Origin of the sequence: Mesorhizobium sp. M0633 (genome assembly GCF_040320645.1) — a bacterium.
Taxonomy (GTDB): domain Bacteria; phylum Pseudomonadota; class Alphaproteobacteria; order Rhizobiales; family Rhizobiaceae; genus Mesorhizobium.
Genome location: NZ_JAMYQC010000038.1, coordinates 40592 through 59254, shown reverse-complemented (window position 1 = coordinate 59254; position 18663 = coordinate 40592). Strand labels below are relative to the sequence as shown.

General features: G+C 62.7%; 14 protein-coding genes. 10 read left to right on the top strand and 4 right to left on the bottom strand.

All coding sequences use genetic code 11. The features are described 5' to 3' along the window. Positions 1–778 (bottom strand): alcohol dehydrogenase catalytic domain-containing protein (locus NKI47_RS29410; RefSeq protein ID WP_352594503.1); only part of this gene is annotated, 778 nt, incomplete at its 3' end. 213 nt (positions 779–991) lie between these two features. Between NKI47_RS29410 and NKI47_RS29405 the strand changes: the two genes are divergently transcribed. Continuing rightward, on the top strand, positions 992–3004 hold the full coding sequence (locus NKI47_RS29405) for an acetyl-CoA carboxylase biotin carboxylase subunit (RefSeq protein ID WP_352594502.1): 2013 nt from the start codon (positions 992–994) through the stop codon (positions 3002–3004). Positions 3005–3589: 585 nt separating this feature from the next. Then, on the top strand, positions 3590–7117 hold the full coding sequence (dnaE, locus tag NKI47_RS29400) for a DNA polymerase III subunit alpha (RefSeq protein WP_036239474.1): 3528 nt from the start codon (positions 3590–3592) through the stop codon (positions 7115–7117). Between the two features lie 14 nt (positions 7118–7131). On the opposite strand, the gene NKI47_RS29395 is transcribed toward dnaE, so the two are convergent. After that, entirely contained in the window at positions 7132–8013 is an 882-nt protein-coding gene (locus NKI47_RS29395) for a DMT family transporter (protein WP_023679994.1), read from the bottom strand. Between the two features lie 173 nt (positions 8014–8186). Between NKI47_RS29395 and NKI47_RS29390 the strand changes: the two genes are divergently transcribed. After that, positions 8187–8693, top strand: coding sequence for a hypothetical protein (locus NKI47_RS29390; protein ID WP_352594501.1), 507 nt, complete (start codon positions 8187–8189; stop codon positions 8691–8693). Positions 8694–8698: 5 nt separating this feature from the next. Here the strand turns inward: NKI47_RS29390 and NKI47_RS29385 are convergent, their stop codons facing one another. Further along, a complete protein-coding gene (locus NKI47_RS29385) occupies positions 8699–10027 on the bottom strand; it encodes a DNA polymerase IV (protein ID WP_352594500.1) in 1329 nt (442 codons plus the stop codon). A 68-nt stretch (positions 10028–10095) separates the two neighbouring features. Here NKI47_RS29385 and NKI47_RS29380 point away from each other — a divergent pair, with 68 nt between their 5' ends. Continuing rightward, complete coding sequence (locus NKI47_RS29380; RefSeq protein WP_023679991.1) at positions 10096–10671, top strand: GNAT family N-acetyltransferase; 576 nt, start codon at positions 10096–10098, stop codon at positions 10669–10671. A 96-nt stretch (positions 10672–10767) separates the two neighbouring features. Continuing rightward, on the top strand, positions 10768–12315 hold the full coding sequence (locus tag NKI47_RS29375; RefSeq protein WP_352594499.1) for a hypothetical protein: 1548 nt from the start codon (positions 10768–10770) through the stop codon (positions 12313–12315). A gap of 190 nt (positions 12316–12505) precedes the next feature. On the opposite strand, the gene NKI47_RS29370 is transcribed toward NKI47_RS29375, so the two are convergent. After that, positions 12506–12805: a DUF3572 domain-containing protein gene (locus tag NKI47_RS29370; RefSeq protein WP_352568802.1), complete on the bottom strand. Its 300-nt coding sequence runs from the start codon at positions 12803–12805 to the stop codon at positions 12506–12508. A 172-nt stretch (positions 12806–12977) separates the two neighbouring features. Between NKI47_RS29370 and NKI47_RS29365 the strand changes: the two genes are divergently transcribed. The 5 genes from NKI47_RS29365 (at position 12978) to NKI47_RS29345 (ending at position 18489) form a co-directional block, all read left to right on the top strand. Further along, on the top strand, positions 12978–13394 hold the full coding sequence (locus NKI47_RS29365; protein ID WP_348625950.1) for a response regulator: 417 nt from the start codon (positions 12978–12980) through the stop codon (positions 13392–13394). Positions 13395–13427: 33 nt separating this feature from the next. After that, the gene (locus NKI47_RS29360) at positions 13428–14801 is read left to right on the top strand and encodes a PleD family two-component system response regulator (RefSeq protein ID WP_352594498.1); all 1374 of its coding nucleotides are present in this window, start codon (positions 13428–13430) and stop codon (positions 14799–14801) included. 462 nt (positions 14802–15263) lie between these two features. Then, positions 15264–15998: a FadR/GntR family transcriptional regulator gene (locus NKI47_RS29355; RefSeq protein ID WP_352594497.1), complete on the top strand. Its 735-nt coding sequence runs from the start codon at positions 15264–15266 to the stop codon at positions 15996–15998. Further along, positions 15995–17182: a PLP-dependent transferase gene (locus tag NKI47_RS29350; RefSeq protein ID WP_352594496.1), complete on the top strand. Its 1188-nt coding sequence runs from the start codon at positions 15995–15997 to the stop codon at positions 17180–17182. Before NKI47_RS29355 ends, NKI47_RS29350 begins: the two co-directional genes overlap by 4 nt. Positions 17183–17211: 29 nt before the next feature. Then, a complete protein-coding gene (locus NKI47_RS29345; protein ID WP_031212851.1) occupies positions 17212–18489 on the top strand; it encodes an ABC transporter substrate-binding protein in 1278 nt (425 codons plus the stop codon). Positions 18490–18663 lie beyond the last annotated feature (174 nt).

The following is an 18663-nucleotide window of genomic DNA, read 5'->3' as shown; positions in this document are numbered from 1 at the left end:
TCTGGTCGGCGCCGCGCTTGGTCATGTTGACGAGATGAGCCACGACATCGCCGTCGATCTCCTTCGGATTGACGAAATGCGTCATGCCGAATTTCTCGCCCCATTCCTTCTTGTCGTTGTTCAGGTCGACGCCGATGATCATGTCGGCGCCGGCAAGGCGCAGGCCCTGGATGACGTTGAGGCCGATGCCGCCGAGGCCGAAGACGACCGCCGTCGCGCCTTGCTCGACCTTGGCCGTGTTGATCACAGCACCGATGCCGGTGGTGACGCCGCAGCCGATGTAGCAGATCTTGTCGAACGGGGCGTCGGCATTGACCTTGGCCACCGCGATCTCGGGCAGCACGGTGAAGTTGGAGAAGGTCGAGCAGCCCATGTAGTGGAACAGCTTGTCCTTGCCGATCGAGAAGCGCGAGGTGCCGTCCGGCATCAAGCCCTGTCCCTGCGTGGCGCGGATGGCGGTGCACAGATTGGTCTTGCGCGACAGGCAGGACGGGCACTGCCGGCATTCCGGCGTGTAGAGCGGGATGACATGGTCACCCTTCCTGACCGAGGTGACGCCCTTGCCGACGTCGACGACGATGCCGGCGCCCTCATGGCCGAGGATCGCCGGAAACAGGCCTTCCGGGTCGGCGCCCGACAGCGTGAACTCGTCGGTGTGGCAGATGCCGGTTGCCTTGATCTCGACCAGCACCTCGCCATCACGGGGACCTTCGAGGTCGACCTCCATGATCTGCAGCGGCTTTCCGGCGGCAACGGCGACAGCGGCGCGCGTTTTCATCAGGCAATCCTCCCAAGGCAGTCTGCAATCCAGGTTAGATTTAACTTACCATTCAGCTCTGCGCTATGCACGAAGCGACGTTCTGACCCCGGATTTTCGTCAGCGCCCGCCGATTTGCATGCGGGATAGGCTCCGACTTTGCCTTGACCGGCCCCCTGAAGCCCATAAAACGGGAAGCCCGTAAAAGAAGGGCAGCCGAGGGACGAGGCCTGCATGTTCACAAAGATCCTGGTCGCCAACCGTGGCGAGATCGCCTGCCGCGTGATCAAGACGGCGCGCAAGATGGGCATCGCCACCGTTGCGGTCTATTCCGACGCCGACCGCGACGCCGTGCATGTCGAAATGGCCGACGAGGCGGTGCATATCGGGCCTTCGCCGGCTGCGCAAAGTTATCTGGTCGCGGAAAAGATCATCGCCGCCTGCAAGGCGACAGGAGCAGAGGCCGTGCATCCCGGCTACGGTTTCCTGTCCGAGCAGGCATCCTTCTGCGAAGCGCTGGAGCAGGAAGGCATCGTCTTCATCGGCCCGAAGCCCAAGGCCATCAAGGCGATGGGCGACAAGATCGAATCGAAGAAGTTCGCCAACGCGGCCAAGGTGTCGACGGTGCCCGGCTGGCTCGGCGTCGTCGAAAGCGCCGCCCATGCCGAAAGAATAGCCGGCGAAATCGGCTATCCCGTGATGATCAAGGCTTCGGCCGGCGGCGGCGGCAAGGGCATGCGCATCGCCTGGAGCAAGGCAGAGGTGCGCGACGGCTTCGACCGGGCGCGGTCGGAGGCCAAAAGCTCGTTCGGCGATGACCGCGTCTTCATCGAAAAATTCATCGTCGATCCGCGCCATATCGAAATCCAGGTGCTCGCCGACGCGCATGGCAACACGCTCTATCTCGGCGAGCGCGAATGCTCGATCCAGCGCCGCAACCAGAAGGTCGTGGAGGAGGCGCCGTCGCCGTTCCTCGACGCCAAGACCCGCAAAGCCATGGGCGAGCAGTCGGTGGCGCTGGCCAAGGCCGTCGACTACCAGAGCGCCGGCACGGTCGAGTTCATCGTCGACAGCGACAAAAACTTCTATTTCCTGGAAATGAACACGCGGCTGCAGGTCGAGCATCCGGTGACGGAGCTCGTCACCGGCATCGACCTGGTCGAGCAGATGATCCGCGTGGCGGCCGGCGAAAAGCTCGCCATCAAGCAGAGCGACGTCAAGCTGAACGGCTGGGCGGTGGAAAGCCGCCTCTATGCCGAAGATCCGTATCGCAACTTTCTGCCGTCGATCGGCAGGCTGACGAAATACCGGCCGCCGGAAGAGGGAAAATTCGGCGAAATCGTCATCCGCAACGATACTGGCGTTACCGAAGGCTCGGAAATCTCGATGTTCTACGACCCGATGGTCGCCAAGCTGTGCACCTGGGCGCCGACACGGCTGGCGGCGATCGACGCGATGTCGGAAGCGCTGGACAGTTTCGTCGTCGACGGCATCGAGCACAACATACCGTTCCTGGCGGCGCTGATGCAGCATCCGCGCTGGCGGGAAGGGCGGCTATCGACGGCGTTCATCGCCGAGGAATATCCCGACGGCTTCGCGCCCATTGTGCCGAACAGCGAAGAAAACGCGGTGCTGGCCGCGATCGCAACCGCGATCGAACTGCTGCGCCGCGACCGGCTCGACCGGCTGGGCGGGCGGCTGGCGCCGCATTCGGGCGCCTTGAAACGCGATTGGGTGGTGAAGATCGGCCGGGATTATCTTTCGGTTGCCATCGTCGAAGGCATGATTTCCATTCCGATGGAGCTCGACCTCACAATCGACGGCGGCAAACCGCTGACGGTGACCTCCGACTGGCGGCCGGGCGATCTCATCTGGCGCGGCGCGGTCAGCGGCCGCAAGGTTGCGGCGCAGGTCAGGCCGGTGCTGAACGGGTTCCGCGTCGCCTGGAAAGGCATGTCGGTGACAGTCCGCGCCATGCTGCCGCGCACCGCCGAGCTCGAACGGCTGATGCCGGAAAAAGTGGCGCCGGACACCTCCAAGATGCTGCTCTGCCCGATGCCCGGCCTCGTCGTCTCGATCGCCGTTGCCGAGGGGCAGGAGGTCAAGGCCGGCGAGACGCTGGCCGTGGTCGAGGCGATGAAGATGGAAAACGTGCTGCGCGCCGAGCGCGATCTCATCGTCTCGAAGCTCAACGCCAGGCCAGGCGACAGCCTTGCCGTCGATGCGGTGATCATGGAATTCGCGTGAGGCCGAAACCCCCGCCCTCGACGCCCGTCAGAAGTTGGCGGGACAGCGCCCCCCTCTGTCCTGCCGGACATCTCCCCCTCCAGGGGGGAGATTGGCAGCCTCGGCGCCTCGCTCGCTCCTGCAACGTTGGAAATTGGCGAAAGCCGAGATGATGGCCAATCTCCCCCCTCGTGGGGGAGATGTCCGGCAGGACAGAGGGGGGCGCGAAGGAACGCGACCTTGCAATTGGTTGGGCACGCTCAGTGGAGGAGGGACAAGGCGAGGCCGTGAGGAATTCGCACTTTTTTGCCGTCACAACGTATTTTGTTCTTGCTTTGTGCCGGCAGCTATGCTATTAATTTGCGCATGGTGCTAATTGGCTCCAGCGACCCGCCCGCAGTGGCGGGTTTTTATTTGCAGCCTGACGTCGGCGGGACAGCGCCCTCTCTGTCCTGCCGGACATCTCCCCCACGAGGGGGAGATTGGCAGCTTCGGTGGTTGCTCTAAACTTCCAAAGCTCCAATCACCACCGCTGGACTCGTGTTACCCGGTGCCGGACAATACATCTTCATCGACTGAGTCCTTGTGAGGCGGCGCGAAAAAACCATGGCGGATGAGAGACTTCCACGCGATCCCTTGCTGCGCGAGGCCTATGCAAAGGCGTCGCGGGCGGAGGCGGCGGCGCGTCGGTTCATTCATCTGCGCGTGCATTCGGCCTATTCGCTGCTCGAAGGTGCCTTGCAGCTCGGCAAGATCGTCGGCCATGCGGTGCAGGACGAATGCCCGGCAATCGCCGTCACCGACACCAACAATCTGTTCGGCGCGCTGGAATTCGCCCAGAAGGCGGCAAAGGACGGCATCCAGCCGATCATCGGCTGCCAGATCGACCTCGCTTTTTCCGGCGAGGCGAGCGACAGCCAGCGCGACCGCAGGCGGCAAGGACCGGAGATGCGGCCGGTCGTCCTGATCGCCGCAACCGAGGCCGGCTACGGCAATCTGGTCAGGCTGGTCAGCCGCGTCTACCTCGAGACACCGCCCGGCGAAGCGGTGCATCTGACGAGCGAGATGCTGCAGGGCCATTCCGACGGTCTGATCTGCCTTACGGGCGGGCCGCGCGGTCCGATCGGCACTGCCTTGAAACAGGATCGCCGCGAACTCGCCGAGACCCGGCTCTCGGCGCTCAAGAGCCTGTTCGGCGACCGGCTCTATGTCGAGCTTGAGCGCGTGTCGAGCTACGACCGCGCCATCGAGCAGTCGTCGGTCGATCTCGCCTACCGCCACGATCTGCCGCTGGTTGCCACCAACGAGGCGTTTTTCTTCTCTCGTGAAGACTATGAGGCGCATGACGCCCTGATCGCCATCGCCGAAGGTTCCGTGGTTGCGGCCGACAATCGCCGCCGCCTGTCGCCCGACCACTTCCTGAGAAGCCAGGCCGATATGGCGAGGCTGTTCGCCGACCTGCCGGAAGCAATCGACAACACCGTCGAGATCGCGCTGCGCTGCTCGTATTACCCGAAGACCCGCAATCCGATTCTGCCGCGCTTTGCCGGCCGCGATGTCGCCGACGCCGATGCTGCGGTCAAGGCGGAGGCGCAGGAGCTTGCCAGGCAGGCGCATGAAGGGCTAGAGGCGCGGCTGGCGGCGCACGGGCCGACGCCCGGCTATACCGTCGAGCAATATCGCGAAAGGCTGGATTTCGAGCTCGGCGTCATCGAGAAGATGAAATATCCGGGCTATTTCCTGATCGTTGCCGACTTCATCAAATGGGCCAAGGCACAAGGGATTCCGGTCGGCCCGGGCCGCGGTTCGGGCGCCGGCTCGCTGGTCGCCTATGCCACGACCATCACCGACATCGACCCACTGCGTTTTTCGTTGCTGTTCGAGCGCTTCCTCAATCCCGACCGCGTGTCGATGCCCGACTTCGACATCGACTTCTGCCAGGACCGGCGCGAGGAAGTCATCCGCTACGTCCAACGGAAATACGGCCGCGACCAGGTTGGCCAGATCATCACCTTCGGCACGCTGCAGGCGCGCGCGGTGCTGCGCGACGTCGGCCGCGTGCTGCAGATGCCTTACGGGCAGGTCGACAAGCTGAGCAAGATGGTGCCGTCGAACCCGGCCAATCCGGTCAAGCTCGCCGACGCCATCGCCAACGAGCCGCGCTTTGCCGAAGAGGCGGAGCGTGAGCCGATCGTGCAGACGCTGCTCGATACGGCGCAGAAACTGGAAGGTCTTTATCGGCACGCCTCGACGCACGCCGCCGGCATCGTCATCGGCGACCGGCCGCTGTCGGAGCTGGTGCCGATGTACCGCGATCCGCGCTCGGACATGCCGGTCACGCAGTTCAACATGAAATATGTCGAGCAGGCCGGGCTGGTGAAATTCGACTTCCTTGGCCTGAAGACGCTGACGGTGCTGGACAGGGCCGTCAAGCTGATCCGCCGCCGCGGCATCGAGATCGATCTTGCCCACATTCCGCTCGACGACCCCGAAACCTACGCCATGCTGTCGCGCGGCGAGGTGGTCGGCGTGTTCCAGGTGGAAAGTGCCGGCATGCGCAAGGCGCTGATCGGCATGCGGCCCGACTGTATCGAGGACATTATCGCGCTGGTCGCGCTCTACCGGCCGGGGCCGATGGAGAACATACCGACCTACAACGCCAGAAAGCACGGCGAGGAGGAGATGGCGTCGATCCACCCGAAGATCGACCATCTCGTCAAGGAGACGCAAGGCGTCATCGTCTACCAGGAACAGGTGATGCAGATCGCGCAGGAGCTCTCCGGCTATTCGCTGGGCGAAGCCGATCTGCTGCGCCGCGCCATGGGCAAGAAGATCCGCGCCGAGATGGACAAGCAGCGCGAGCGCTTTGTTTCGGGCGCGGTCGAGCGCGGCGTCGGCAAGCCGCAAGCCGACTTCATCTTCGACCTGCTGGCAAAGTTTGCCGACTACGGTTTCAACAAATCGCATGCCGCCGCCTATGCCGTCGTCTCCTACCAGACCGCCTATCTGAAGGCGCATTACCCTGTCGAATTCCTGGCGGCATCGATGACGCTCGACATGGGCAATACGGACAAGCTCGCCGATTTCCGCCAGGATGCGCTGCGCCTCGGCATCGAGGTGGTGGCGCCGTCGGTCATGACGTCGTTCCGGGATTTCGAGGTCGGCGAGAACCGCATCTTCTATTCGCTGGCCGCGCTCAAGGGCGTCGGCGACGCGGCGGTCGAGCACATCGTCGCTACGCGCGGCGAAAAACCCTTCAAGAGCCTCGCCGATTTCTGTGATAGGGTCGATCCGAAGATCGTCGGCAAGCGCGTCTTCGAAAGCCTGATCATGGCCGGCGCGCTCGACTGCTTCGGTCATGACCGTGCGGCGATGATGGCCGGCGTCGAGCGGATGATGGGGCTGGCGTCGCTGGCGCAGCAGAATGCCGTCACCGGCCAGCATGACATCTTTGGCGCCTCGCTCGGCGCACAGTCGCAGGCGCTCAACTTGCCGGCGACCGATCCCTGGCTCGCCGCCGACCGCCTGCACCGTGAATTCCAGGTGGTCGGGTTCTATCTCTCGGCGCATCCGCTCGACGAATACAAGGCGGCGCTGCAGAAAATGCGGGTGCAGACCTGGGGCGAGTTTTCGGCCGCCGTCAAACGCGGTGCTGCCGCCGGCCGGCTCGCCGGCACGGTGACCACCAAGCAGGAGCGCAAGACGCGCACCGGCAACAAGATGGGCGTCGTGCAATTCTCCGACACGTCCGGCCAGTATGAAGCGGTGCTGTTTTCCGAGGGGCTGGCGCAATACCGCGACTTGCTCGAACCCGGCCGCTCGGTGGTGATCACCGTTTCGGCCGAGGACAGGCCTGAAGGCGTCAATCTGCGCATCCAGACCGTGCAGTCGTTGGAGGAAGAGGCAAGCCGTATCCAGAAAGCGTTGCGCATCTTCGTCAGAAATGACGCACCGGCATCGACAATCCAATCGCAGCTTGGCCAGCGTGGCGACAGTCAGGTGAGCATCATCGTCATCAAGGAAGGCGGCGAGGGCGAGGTCGAGATCGAGTTGCCCAACCGCTACCGCGTATCGCCTCAGATCGCGTCGGCGATGCGGGCGGTGCCGGGCGTGGTCGAGGTGGAACTGGTCTAAGAGTTAGCGCACGCTTATGAAGCGGCGATCTCCGCCGGTTGCGGTGCTCTCCGCTGCAGGTTGAGCAGATTTCCCATGAGGATCAGCAGGGCGCCACCGGCGGTGAAGGCGTCGATCTGCTCGTGATAGAGCAGCCATCCGATCACCGCCGACAGCGGCACGCGCAAAAAGTCCATTGGCGAGATGACCGTCGCATCGGCATAGACAAGTGCGCGGGCCATGCAGAAATGCGACGACATGCCGGTGAAGGCGATGAGCAGGATCCACGGCCAGAGCTCAAGCGGCGGGTTTTGCCATTCGTAAAGCGCCGGGACCAGGCCAAGCAGCGACTGGATGATCAGCATCCAGAAGATGATGCGCACGACGCTGTCCGTCCGCGTCAGCGACTTGACGAGGACCACCGAGACGCCGAAGCAGACCGCGGCTCCCAGCACGATTACATGTCCCGGATTGACCGCGCCGACGCCCGGACGCACGATGATCACAACGCCGATCAGCCCGAGCACGATCGCTGCGAGCCGTGGCCGGGAGAGCCTTTCGCCGAGGAAACCGACGGCCAGCAAAGCAGTCCAGATCGGCGTCGTGAATTCGATCGAGATCAGTACCGCAAGCGGGATCAGCGTCAGGGCGTAGAGCCAGGCAGCCTGGCCGGTATAGTGGACGACGTTGCGGGCGATATGAGCCAGCGGGCGTCCGGTGCGCATCGCCGCAAAACCGCCTGACATCATGACCAGCGGCAACAGGATGAAAAAGCCGATCACCGAGCGCAGCTCGAGCACCTGGAAGACGTTTAGTTCGGCCGTCGTGGCGCGGCCAGCCACCGACATCGCCAGGAACGAGGCGATCGACAGCGCCATCCAGAACGCGGCCTTGGGGATCGAGGGTGCGGGTGCCATGCGGCTATGTCGCAAGCCGGAGCGCTCATCGCAACCGCTAGCCGACGCATTCGGCTGGGCCAGCCGTGCAGCGCTTCACGCAGTGATGTTGAAGCCGGAACTCGCGACTGAGGGAAGCGTTGGTCTGTCACTGCTTGCGTTCTGTGTTTTGGATACCAACGAGGAGCGGTCCGATGAAATCATTCGCACGATTTGTACTTGCCGGCTGCCTGACGGCCGGGGCCGGCGCAGCGCATGCCGACGATCCGGATTTTCTTCGCTCATTCCAGGGGAATTTCGCCGGCAAAGGCATCGTCAAGGTGACCACCGATGCGCCGACGGTGAATGTCTCCTGTCATTTCAATTCCGACGCAACGTCGAGCTCGCTATCGCTCGACGGCAGCTGCCGCGGTCTTATCGTGGTAACGCGCGCCATCAGCGCCGATCTCAAATCGAGCGGGACGAAATACACCGGCACCTATGTCGGATCGCGCACCGGGCCGGCGCAATTGAGCGGCAGCCGCTCCGGCAACGCAATCAATCTCGGCATCCGTTGGGCCAAGGAGGTCAATGGCGATCGCAGGGCGCAAATGACTGTTGAGAAAACCGGCGAGGACGGCATGCGGCTGACCGTTATCGATACCGATCCGAAAACTGGAAAAAGGGTGGTGACCAGCAGGATCGATCTGCGGCGCACCTGACGGGCTCACTCCTCGACCGGTTCGGGCGGATGGGCATCGCGGCCCTTGCCGAAGGTATAGCCGGTTTCCACCGCCCTGCGGCCGAACTTGCCGCGCAGCGTGTCGATGGCGCCTTCGGCCATGGCGCGCTTGCGTGACTGGACGTCGACCAGGTCGGGCGGGTCCGCCCGGTCATCGTCGGAGAGATCGCTGACGCCAATGCCGAGCAGCCGGTATTTCGTGCCATCCGCTTCCTTGCGCAGCAGCTCGAGCCCGGTCTGAAAGATGCGGTCGGCCAGCCGGGTCGGATCGCCGAGCTGGCGATTGCGCGTGCGGATCTTGAAATCCTGGGTCTTCAGCTTGAGGACGACGGTGCGTCCGGCAATGCCGGATTTCTTCAGCCGGGCCGAGACTTTTTCCGACAGCGCCCTCAGCACCGAAACCAGTTCGTCGACGGAGGCGATGTCGGTATCGAAAGTGGTTTCTGCCGACACACTTTTCGCGTCCTGGTCGGGAACGACGCGACGGTCGTCCTCGCCGCGCGAAAGCCGGTAGAGCCGGTCGCCCATGACGCCGTAGCGGCGCATCAGATCGCCACGTTCCATGCGCTGCAACTGGCCGATGGTGCGGATGCCGTCGCGCTCGAGCGTGGCGGCAAAGGCCTTGCCGACCCCCCAGATCAGCGTCACCGGCTGCTCGGCCAGGAAGCCGATAGCCTCGGCCTCGCCGATCACCGAAAAGCCGCGCGGCTTGCGGAAGTCCGACGCCACCTTGGCCAGGAACTTGCAGTAGGAAAGGCCGGCCGAAACGGTGATGCCGATCTCCTTTTCCACGCCGAGTGCGAAGCGCGCCAGCACCACCGCAGGCGGCAGGCCATGCAGGCGCTCGGTGCCGGCGAGGTCGAGAAAGGCCTCGTCGATCGAGAGCGGCTCGACCAGCGGCGTCAGCGCCTGCATCATGGCGCGCACCTCGCGGCCGACGCGCACGTATTTTTCCATGTCCGGCGGCAGGACCACCGCTTCCGGGCAGGCTTCGAGCGCCTTGAACATCGGCATTGCCGAGCGCACGCCGTGGATGCGGGCAATGTAGCATGCGGTGGAGACGACGCCGCGCTTGCCGCCGCCGATGATCAATGGCCGGTCCTTCAACGCCGGGTTGTCGCGCTTTTCGACCGCCGCGTAGAACGCGTCGCAATCGATATGGGCAAGGCGCAGCCGGTAGAGCTCCGGATGGCGGGCGAGCCGTGGACTGCCGCAGCGCTCGCAACGGCCTGCCTCGCTGCGCTGAAAACTCAGGCAGTCGCGGCAAAAACCGTGTTCGGGATTGTTGACAGGGGCCGCCATCGCTGCGAACATAAAGAGAACAAATGCAATGGTACGTCAGGACGGACGCCACGACAAGGCGGTGGGCCGGGAGAGAGCTCATGAATACGACCATAGCGCCGCTAGTGCCCGAGCTTTGGGCGGATTTCGAAGATCTTTTCGGTAGGCAAGGCGCCTGCTACGGCTGCTGGTGCACACATTTCCGGCTGTCGCCCGCAGCGCGCCGCGCGAGCAACCGGGAGCGCAACAAGGACCACATCAAGGCGCGGATCGAGGCCGGGCCGCCGCCCGGCCTGTTGGCCTTCGAGGGTGGCCAGGCGGTCGGCTGGATGCAGATCGGCCCGCGTGCCGACGTGCCCGAATGGAACAACCAGGGCAGGGGGTCGGCGCCGATCGACCCCGCCGACGCCAGCGATCCGGGCGTCTGGGCGATCTCCTGCTTCTTCATCCGCACCAAAGCACGCGGCAAGGGCCTGTCGCACCGCCTGGTCCAAGGCGGCATCGAGTTCGCCCGCCAGAACGGAGCGCGGCTGATCGAAGCCTGCCCGATCGATCTATCGAAGGATTCGCGCTCGATCGGGCTGTTCGTCGGCTCGTCGCGGGTCTTCGAAAAGGCCGGGTTCCAGCGGTTGGTCGAACGTAAGCCAGGCCGACCGCTGATGCGGCTGGTGCTGTAACAGCTCCGCAACACATAGGCCTTCTCTTGCGGCTGCGATGGTATTTGCCTACCAGTGATAGAACGGCTTGAGGGCCGCGATTAAGTGAGGATCGAGATGAAGCGCGTTTTGCCACTTGTTTTACTTCTTGCCTGCAGCGCACCGGCCTTCGGCCAAGCGGTCGACAGGCAAGGCGCGAAGCAGCTTTCCGACGATCTGGCGCACTACATCGGCAAGAAGCTGTTCGATATCGGGTTCGTGAAAATTTCAGTCGACGGCGATGCCTACAAGCTCGCTTTCGACTTCAAGCCAGTCACGGATTTGATGGCAAAGCAGCAAGCCTTCAAGTTCGACGTCACGCCTTACTTCATCTTGGTCAAGCCACGCCAAGATGGACACTGGGACGTTTCGGCGGACGTGTCCCCGAAGGGGTCTATCGATTTCGTTGGCCCTGAGGGGGCGCAGCACATCGACTTCTCCGTGTCGGACAACAAGTTCACCGGAGTTTATGACCCCGACCTGGCCGCTTTCGCGAGCGCAACCGGTTCGATGGCTGGCATGACGATGACCACCCGAGAGCCCAAGCAGCAGGCGGATGTCACGGTCGGTGCTGGCACTGCCGTAATAGTTTCGACCAAATCCGCAAATGGCGGCATCGATTTCACGGTGATGGAAAAAATAACGAACTTCGCCGAAACGATCAAAGTCAACGATCCCAAAAGTGGGTTGAGTTTTCCGGCTGCTGTAAAAGCGCCTGAACTTTCCGTGGATGCGTCCGGCAAGGGTTTGCGGACAAAGCCGCTGCTCGACCTGCTTGCTTTCATCGTGGCGACTGATGATGCAGCCAAATTCAAGGCGGATGAGGCGGAGTTCAAATCGCTTCTGACGGCAGCACTGCCATTGTGGGAGCGGATCGACGGCACCTACGGCTTCAAGGACTTTGTGGTGGAGAGCCCGGTAGGCAAGTTCGGTGCGACGCAACTGAATACCGCCGTCGGCATGGACGGCATCGCCAAGGACAGCAAGATCAACTACGCGTTCAAGGTTTCCGGCCTGACAATACCACAGCAGGTGCTGCCCAGCTGGAGCGTTGCGTTGCTGCCGACGGATATCGACCTCAACTTCGGCGGCACCAACATCGATCTGGACAGCATGGCGAAGAAAACCATCGAAACCCTTGATTTCAGCAAGGATCCACCGCTGCCGGCAGATTTCGGCAACCAGATCTTCGCCGATTTCCTGGCCAAGACGCCAAAGGCCATTCTCGGACACAGCACGATCAAGAACGGCAACATCGAGATTGCGATGGAAGGTGAAATGACGTTCCCCGGCAAGAAGCCCGAGGCGAGCATGACCATCGATGTCGCGGGCTATGACAAGATTGTGGAGGCTCTGCAGACGGCGGCCAAGACCGAGCCGGAAGCGGCGCAGTATTTCCCCTTCGCACTCGCCGTCAAAGGATTTGGCAAGGCGCTGCCGGATGGTCGACTGGAATGGGTCGTCAACGCTAAGGCAGACGGTTCGGTCACGGTCAACGGCGCCATGCTGAAGCCGGCCGATGCCGTTCAGGACAACCCCGTCATGGACCCAAGCGAGGCTACCGTTCCGGATCATGGCTCGGGCGAGAATGACAGTGGCGGGGCAGGGGCGAAGTTGAAACCCTAAGCGCCGAGCTTGGAGCGGTTCATCGTTTCCCGGAAACGCCGAACCGCTCCATGTCTTTGTTTTTGCACAATCCGGACGGAAAACCGTTTCACACTTTTCCTGGAATTGCTCTAGAAGCGGCTGGCGTTAACGCCCGAGTGCGCTCACGATTTTCGCCGCCGCGATCTGCCCGCAGTCTCGGGATCGCCGCTTATATCGAATGCTCATGATTGTCGTCGCCGAGCGGCAGCGCCCGCAATGCCTTGCCGACTGCGGCGGGCGGCGTTCCGGTCTCCTCGGAAAAACGCATCAACGTCGGCTCGTGGGCAAGGATGAACTGCAGCACGCCGGCCAGGAATCCCGGCTCGCCCGCCGCCCGGCGGATGGAATGGGCTTCGATGCCGGTGATCGCCAGGAAGCGGGGCAGAAGTTCCGAATCGGCGGCGACGAAGCCCAACGCCTTTACGGCAACCGTTTCCGCTTCCTCGCGCATTGACGCTGCGTTTGCCATCGCTACCTTCCTTCATGGGCGGAATCGTTCTGTTTTCGCAGTAGTGGCAAGTGTCGCCGGCAGCAAGCTCGCCGACCTGGAATCCGAACGCTTTTAGGGCGACCGGTTTCCGTTTCGTCAATCATATTGCCGTATAGTGGGAACAGGTTTGGTGCGTCCCGACAAGGGGCGCATGACGGCACCCTTCGAGTGGAAGGCCAGCCGGGACGGGAAATCGATGCCAAAGAAGGTTATGATCGTCGAAGACAACGAGCTCAACATGAAGCTCTTTCGCGACCTCATCGAAGCGAGCGGCTACGAGACGGTGCGCACACGCAACGGCCTGGAAGCGCTGGATCTGGCGCGGCAGCACAGGCCGGACCTCATCCTGATGGACATCCAGCTGCCGGAAGTGTCGGGCCTCGAGGTCACCAAATGGCTGAAGGAGGACGATGATCTCCACGTCATCCCGGTCATCGCCGTCACCGCCTTCGCGATGAAGGGGGACGAGGAGCGCATTCGCCAGGGCGGCTGCGAGGCATATATCTCCAAGCCGATCTCGGTGCCGCGTTTCATCGAAACCATCAAATCCTACCTGGGCGATGCCTGATGTATCTTTCCAGCCGAGCCGGAGCTTTGTGAAATGACCGCGCGGATCCTCGTCGTCGACGACATCCCAGCCAATGTCAGGCTGCTGGAGGTTCGGCTGCTCGCCGAATATTTCGAGGTCCTGACCGCCACCAACGGGCCGGACGCGATCGAGATCTGCGAGAACGGCAAGGTCGACGTCGTGCTGCTCGACGTGATGATGCCCGACATGGACGGGTTCGAGGTCTGCCGGCGGCTGAAGGGCGACCCGGCGACATCGCACATCCCTGTCGTGATGATCACCGCGCTCGACCAGGTTTCGGACCGGGTGCGCGGCCTCGAGGCCGGCGCCGACGATTTTTTGACCAAGCCGGTTAACGATCTGCAGTTGATGACGCGCGTCAAGAGCCTGGTCAGGCTGAAATCGCTGACCGACGAGCTGCGGCTGCGCGCCTCGACGACACGCAATATCGGCATCGAGGAGCTTTTGAGCCGCAACTTCGCTACCGACGATGCGGTGCCGAAGGTGCTGCTGGTCGACGAGCGCAAATCCTCGTTCGAGCGCATCCAGAAGATGCTGCGCGGCAGTGCCGATCTCGACGTCGCCAACGATCCGCATGCCGGCTTCTTCCAGGCCGCCGAGCAGCCGTATGAATGCGTGATGATCTCGACGGCCTTCGCCGATTTCGACCCGCTGAGGCTCTGCTCGCAATTGCGCTCGCTCGATCGCACCCGTTTCCTGCCGATCATCCTTCTGGCGGACGAGGGCGAGGAGGGGCGTATCATCCGCGGCCTCGAACTCGGCATCAACGATTATCTGATGCGGCCGATCGACCAGCAGGAGCTGACCGCGCGGCTGCGTACGCAGGTGCGCCGCAAGCGCTACAACGACCAGCTTCGCGCCAGCGTCACCCAGACCATCGAGATGGCGGTGACCGATGCCCTGACCGGCCTGCACAACCGCCGCTATCTCGACAGCCATTTGCAGACGCTGTTCGACCGCGCCGTAGCACGGCGCCGGCCGCTGTCGGTGATGATCACCGATCTGGACCGCTTCAAGAGCATCAACGACGCGCATGGCCATGACGGCGGCGACGACGTGCTGCGCGAATTCGCGCGGCGGCTGCGCAAGAATGTGCGCGGCATCGATCTAGCCTGCCGCTTCGGCGGTGAGGAGTTCGTCGTGGTGATGCCGGACACCGACGGCGCGGTAGCCGAAAAGGTCGCCGAGCGCATTCGCGCCGAAATCGCCCAGCTGCCGTTTGCCATCGGCACCGAAGGCAAGGCCGTCGAAGTCACCGTCAGCGTCGGCGTGTCGTCGGTGCTGAAGGGGGTAGACACGGTCTCGGCGCTGATGAAACGCGCCGACCTCGCGCTCTACGAAGCCAAGAGCGGCGGCCGCAATCGCGTCGTCGCCAAGGCGGCTTAGCACCGAACACCAATTGCCCGGTCAACGCGACAAGGTTACGAATTTACCTTAATCCAAGCGATTTGCGAGGCTTGGTTAAGAAACGGTTGATTTCCATAAGTTGTTGCGCAAATGTGCAGCCCTTAGACGTAACCGGCACGAGGCTAGATCGCCGGTTCGACCCGAAGAATACCCCATGATGCTCAGGTCCGCCGCATCTCCTGGGTCCGTGGGGTCGGCCGGCCGGCGCTGGCACATAGTGGCCTCCTCGTACCGCTGCCAAACGCCGGCCGGCCCCCAATTTTCAAAACACATCAGGATTCTACGCCAAGACCTGGAAAACGCTTGGTTTTTGTAGCGGCAGCGACAGCGCCCTTTGAAATAGCCGGCTGGGCAGAGCGTATGCGCCCGCAGTCGGTTGACAGGGCCTGTCTTCTATGCAGAAATTGGTTGGACCATTGAGCCATTTGGTGACCCGTTGGCATGACCGAATTCGGCCTTTCCCCCATACAGGCAACTGCTCGCGACGACGCGGTACTCAAGGCGCTGGCCGGCTTTGTGATGCGGGAAGCTCTCGGGCCCGGCCAGAGACTGCCGACCGAACGCATCCTTGCCGAGCGCCTCAAGGTGAGCCGCAACACCGTGCGCGAGGCGCTGACGCGCTGGGAAGGGCTCGGCCTGGTCGAACGGCGGCAAGGCAGCGGCACCTATCTCAAGGGAGTGGTCTCGCTGGACATGCTGCACATGCCGCTGACGCTGGCCGGCGGCAATGATTTCACCAGCCTGATGCAGACGCTGGAAATCCGCCGGGCACTGGAAGCGGAAGCCGCCGCCCTGTGCGCCGTCCGCGCGGGCCAGGCAGATCTCGTCGAGATCGGGCGCAAGCTCGACATTATGGAGCAGGCCTTCCACACCCGCGCCGGGATGTCGGCGGAGGAGGACTGGGAATTCCACCAGTCGATCTACCGCAGTTCCGGCAATCCGCTGTTCGAGCAGATCATCGCCGCCATGCACGAACTGTTCTATCGTTTCTGGGAGCATCCGCTCGGCGTGCGTGATTTCGGCCACGCCAGCTTTCCTTACCACCGCACCATCTACGAACGCATCGCCGCGCACGATCCGGAGGGGGCCCGGGCCGAGGCGCTCAAGCTGATCGCCACCGTCGAGGACGATCTGAAGCGCGGCGCGGCCAAACTCGAACTTTCAGGCCAGACATGAGCGATCATCCCGCCGGTTTCGAAAACGACTATCTCGCCGAGGCAGCGACGCTTCTCGCCCATGACGAGCCTTTCCCCGGCGGCGCGGTGGTCCCGCCGATCTACCAGACTTCGCTCTTCACCTTCGCCAACTATTCCGAGATGGCCGACACATTCGCCGGCAGGCGACGTCAGCCGATCTATTCGCGCGGCGACAACCCGACGGTCATGGAGTTCGAGGCGCGTGTCGCCGCTCTCGAAGGCGCGGAGGCCGCGCGCGGCTTTTCCAGCGGCATGGCGGCGATCAGCGCCACGGTGCTTGCTTTCGTCGGTGCCGGTGAGCGCATGGTTGTCGTGCGCAATTGCTACGGCGATGCCTACCGGCTGTTCGAACGGCTTTTGCCACGGCTCAACATCAAGGTCGACTATGTCGACGGTTCCGATCCGGACGCGGTCGCGGCAGCACTTCCCGGCGCCAAGCTGCTCTACCTGGAAAGCCCGACGTCGATGATGTTCGAGCTCCAGGACATAACCCACCTGGCGCGGCTGGCCAAAGAGCAGGGCATCATCACCTCGATCGACAATTCCTGGGCGACGCCGGTGTTCCAGAAGCCGATTTCGCACGGTGTCGACCTGGTGCTGCATTCGGCCTCGAAATATCTCGGCGGCCACAGCGACACCGTCGCCGGTGTGGTGGCCGGTTCGGCCGCCCATATCCGACATATCAACGAGCAGACCTATTCCTATCTCGGCGGCAAACTTTCGCCTTTCGAGGCCTGGCTGTTGCTGCGTGGCCTGCGCACATTGCCGCTGCGGTTGCCGCATCACATGAAGAGCGGGCTGACCATCGCCGAACGGCTGAAAGCGCATGACCATGTCGAGCGGGTCAACCACCCGGCCTATTCCAACCATCCAGGCAAGGCGACGCTTGCCGGCTATGCCGGGCTGTTCTCGTTCGAAGTGACGGAAGACGTCGACATCCCGGCTTTCGTCGATGCGCTGAAACTCTTTCGCATCGGCGTCAGCTGGGGCGGCCATGAAAGCCTGGTCGTTCCGGCAAAGGCCTCGCTCGAGCAGACGCCGGGCCTGAATTCGATGGCGCGCTTCGGCGTCAGCCCACGAACCATCCGCTTCAGTGTCGGATTGGAAAGTGTCGAAGACCTGTGGGCGGATGTTGCCCAGGCCTTCGACAGAGCAAAAAGATAAAGGAGCCGTTCAAAATGGGAGTGCTGAACATGAAAAAACTGAGCATCCTTCTTGGTGCCGTCGCGGGTCTGGCGATTTCCGCCGGCAGCGTGCTGGCCGATTCCACGGTCAAGATGGTCGAGGTCATCACCAGCCCGCCGCGTACCGAATTCCTCAAGAAGCAGATCGCCGAATTCGAGGCGGCCAATCCGGGTGTCAAGGTCGAGCTGGTATCGCTGCCCTGGGGCCAGGCGTTCGAGAAGTTCCTCACCATGGTGCAGGCCGGCGACACGCCCGACATCGTCGAGATGCCGGAACGCTGGATGGGTCTTTATGCGACCAACGGCCAGCTCGAGGATCTCGGGCCATACATGGCCAAATGGGACGATGCCAAAACGCTGGGCGAGCGTGCCAAGCAGTTCGGCTCGACGGTCGATAACAAGCAGTACATGATCCCTTACGGCTATTACCTGAACGCGCTGTTCTGGAACAAGAAGCTGTTCAAGGAGGCCGGTCTGGACGGTCCGCCGGCGACGCTCGATGAATTCGTCGAGGACTCCAAAAAAATCTCGGCGATACCGGGCAAATACGGCTACTGCCTGCGCGGCGGCCCGGGCGCCTTCAACGGCATGCATATGTTCATGAACATCGCCGCCGGCAAGGGCGGCTATTTCAACGAGGACGGCACCTCGACCATCAACGAGGAAGGCTCGGTCAAGGGCCTGCAGATGCTCGCCGACATGTACAAGAACGGCCTGGCGCCGAAGGATGCGGTGAGCTGGGGTTTTAACGAGACCGTCACCGGCTTCTACAGCGGCACCTGCGCCATGCTGAACCAGGATCCCGACGCGCTGCTCGGCATCGCCGACAAGATGAGCGCCGACGATTTCGCCGTGGCGCCGATGCCGGTCGGGCCGAGCGGCAAATCCTATCCGACGCTCGGTTATGCCGGCTGGGCGATGTTCGCCAATTCCCAGCACAAGGACGATGCCTGGAAGCTGATGGCGACGCTGTTGTCGCCCAAGGACAATCTGGAATGGGCAAAGGAAGTCGGCGTCATTCCAATCCACAACGGCGCCGACCAGGACGCCCACTTCAGGACCGAGCAGTTCAAAGGCTGGTTCGAGGAACTGAACAACGGCGACAAATACGAGATGGTGACGCCTCCGACGCATCTGGAAAACCTTGGCAATTTCGTAGACCAGGTGGCGATCAAGAATTTTCAGGAAGTGCTGCTTGGCCAGAAAGCGGCCAAGGACGTGGCTGACGAATGGGCCAAGTTCCTGACCAAGGAACAGCAGGACTGGCTGGCCAAGAACAAGAAATAGCTTTTCTTCCTTCTCCCGTTCACGGGGAGAAGGTGTCACGACGTGACGGATGAGCGGCGGCGCCAACTCGACTTGGCTCGCGCTGCTTCTCATCTGCCTGCCCGTCCTCCACAGCAGCTGCGCTGCAGCTGCGGAGGGTGGACCGGCATCTCCCCGTAAACGGGGAAGGCGCTG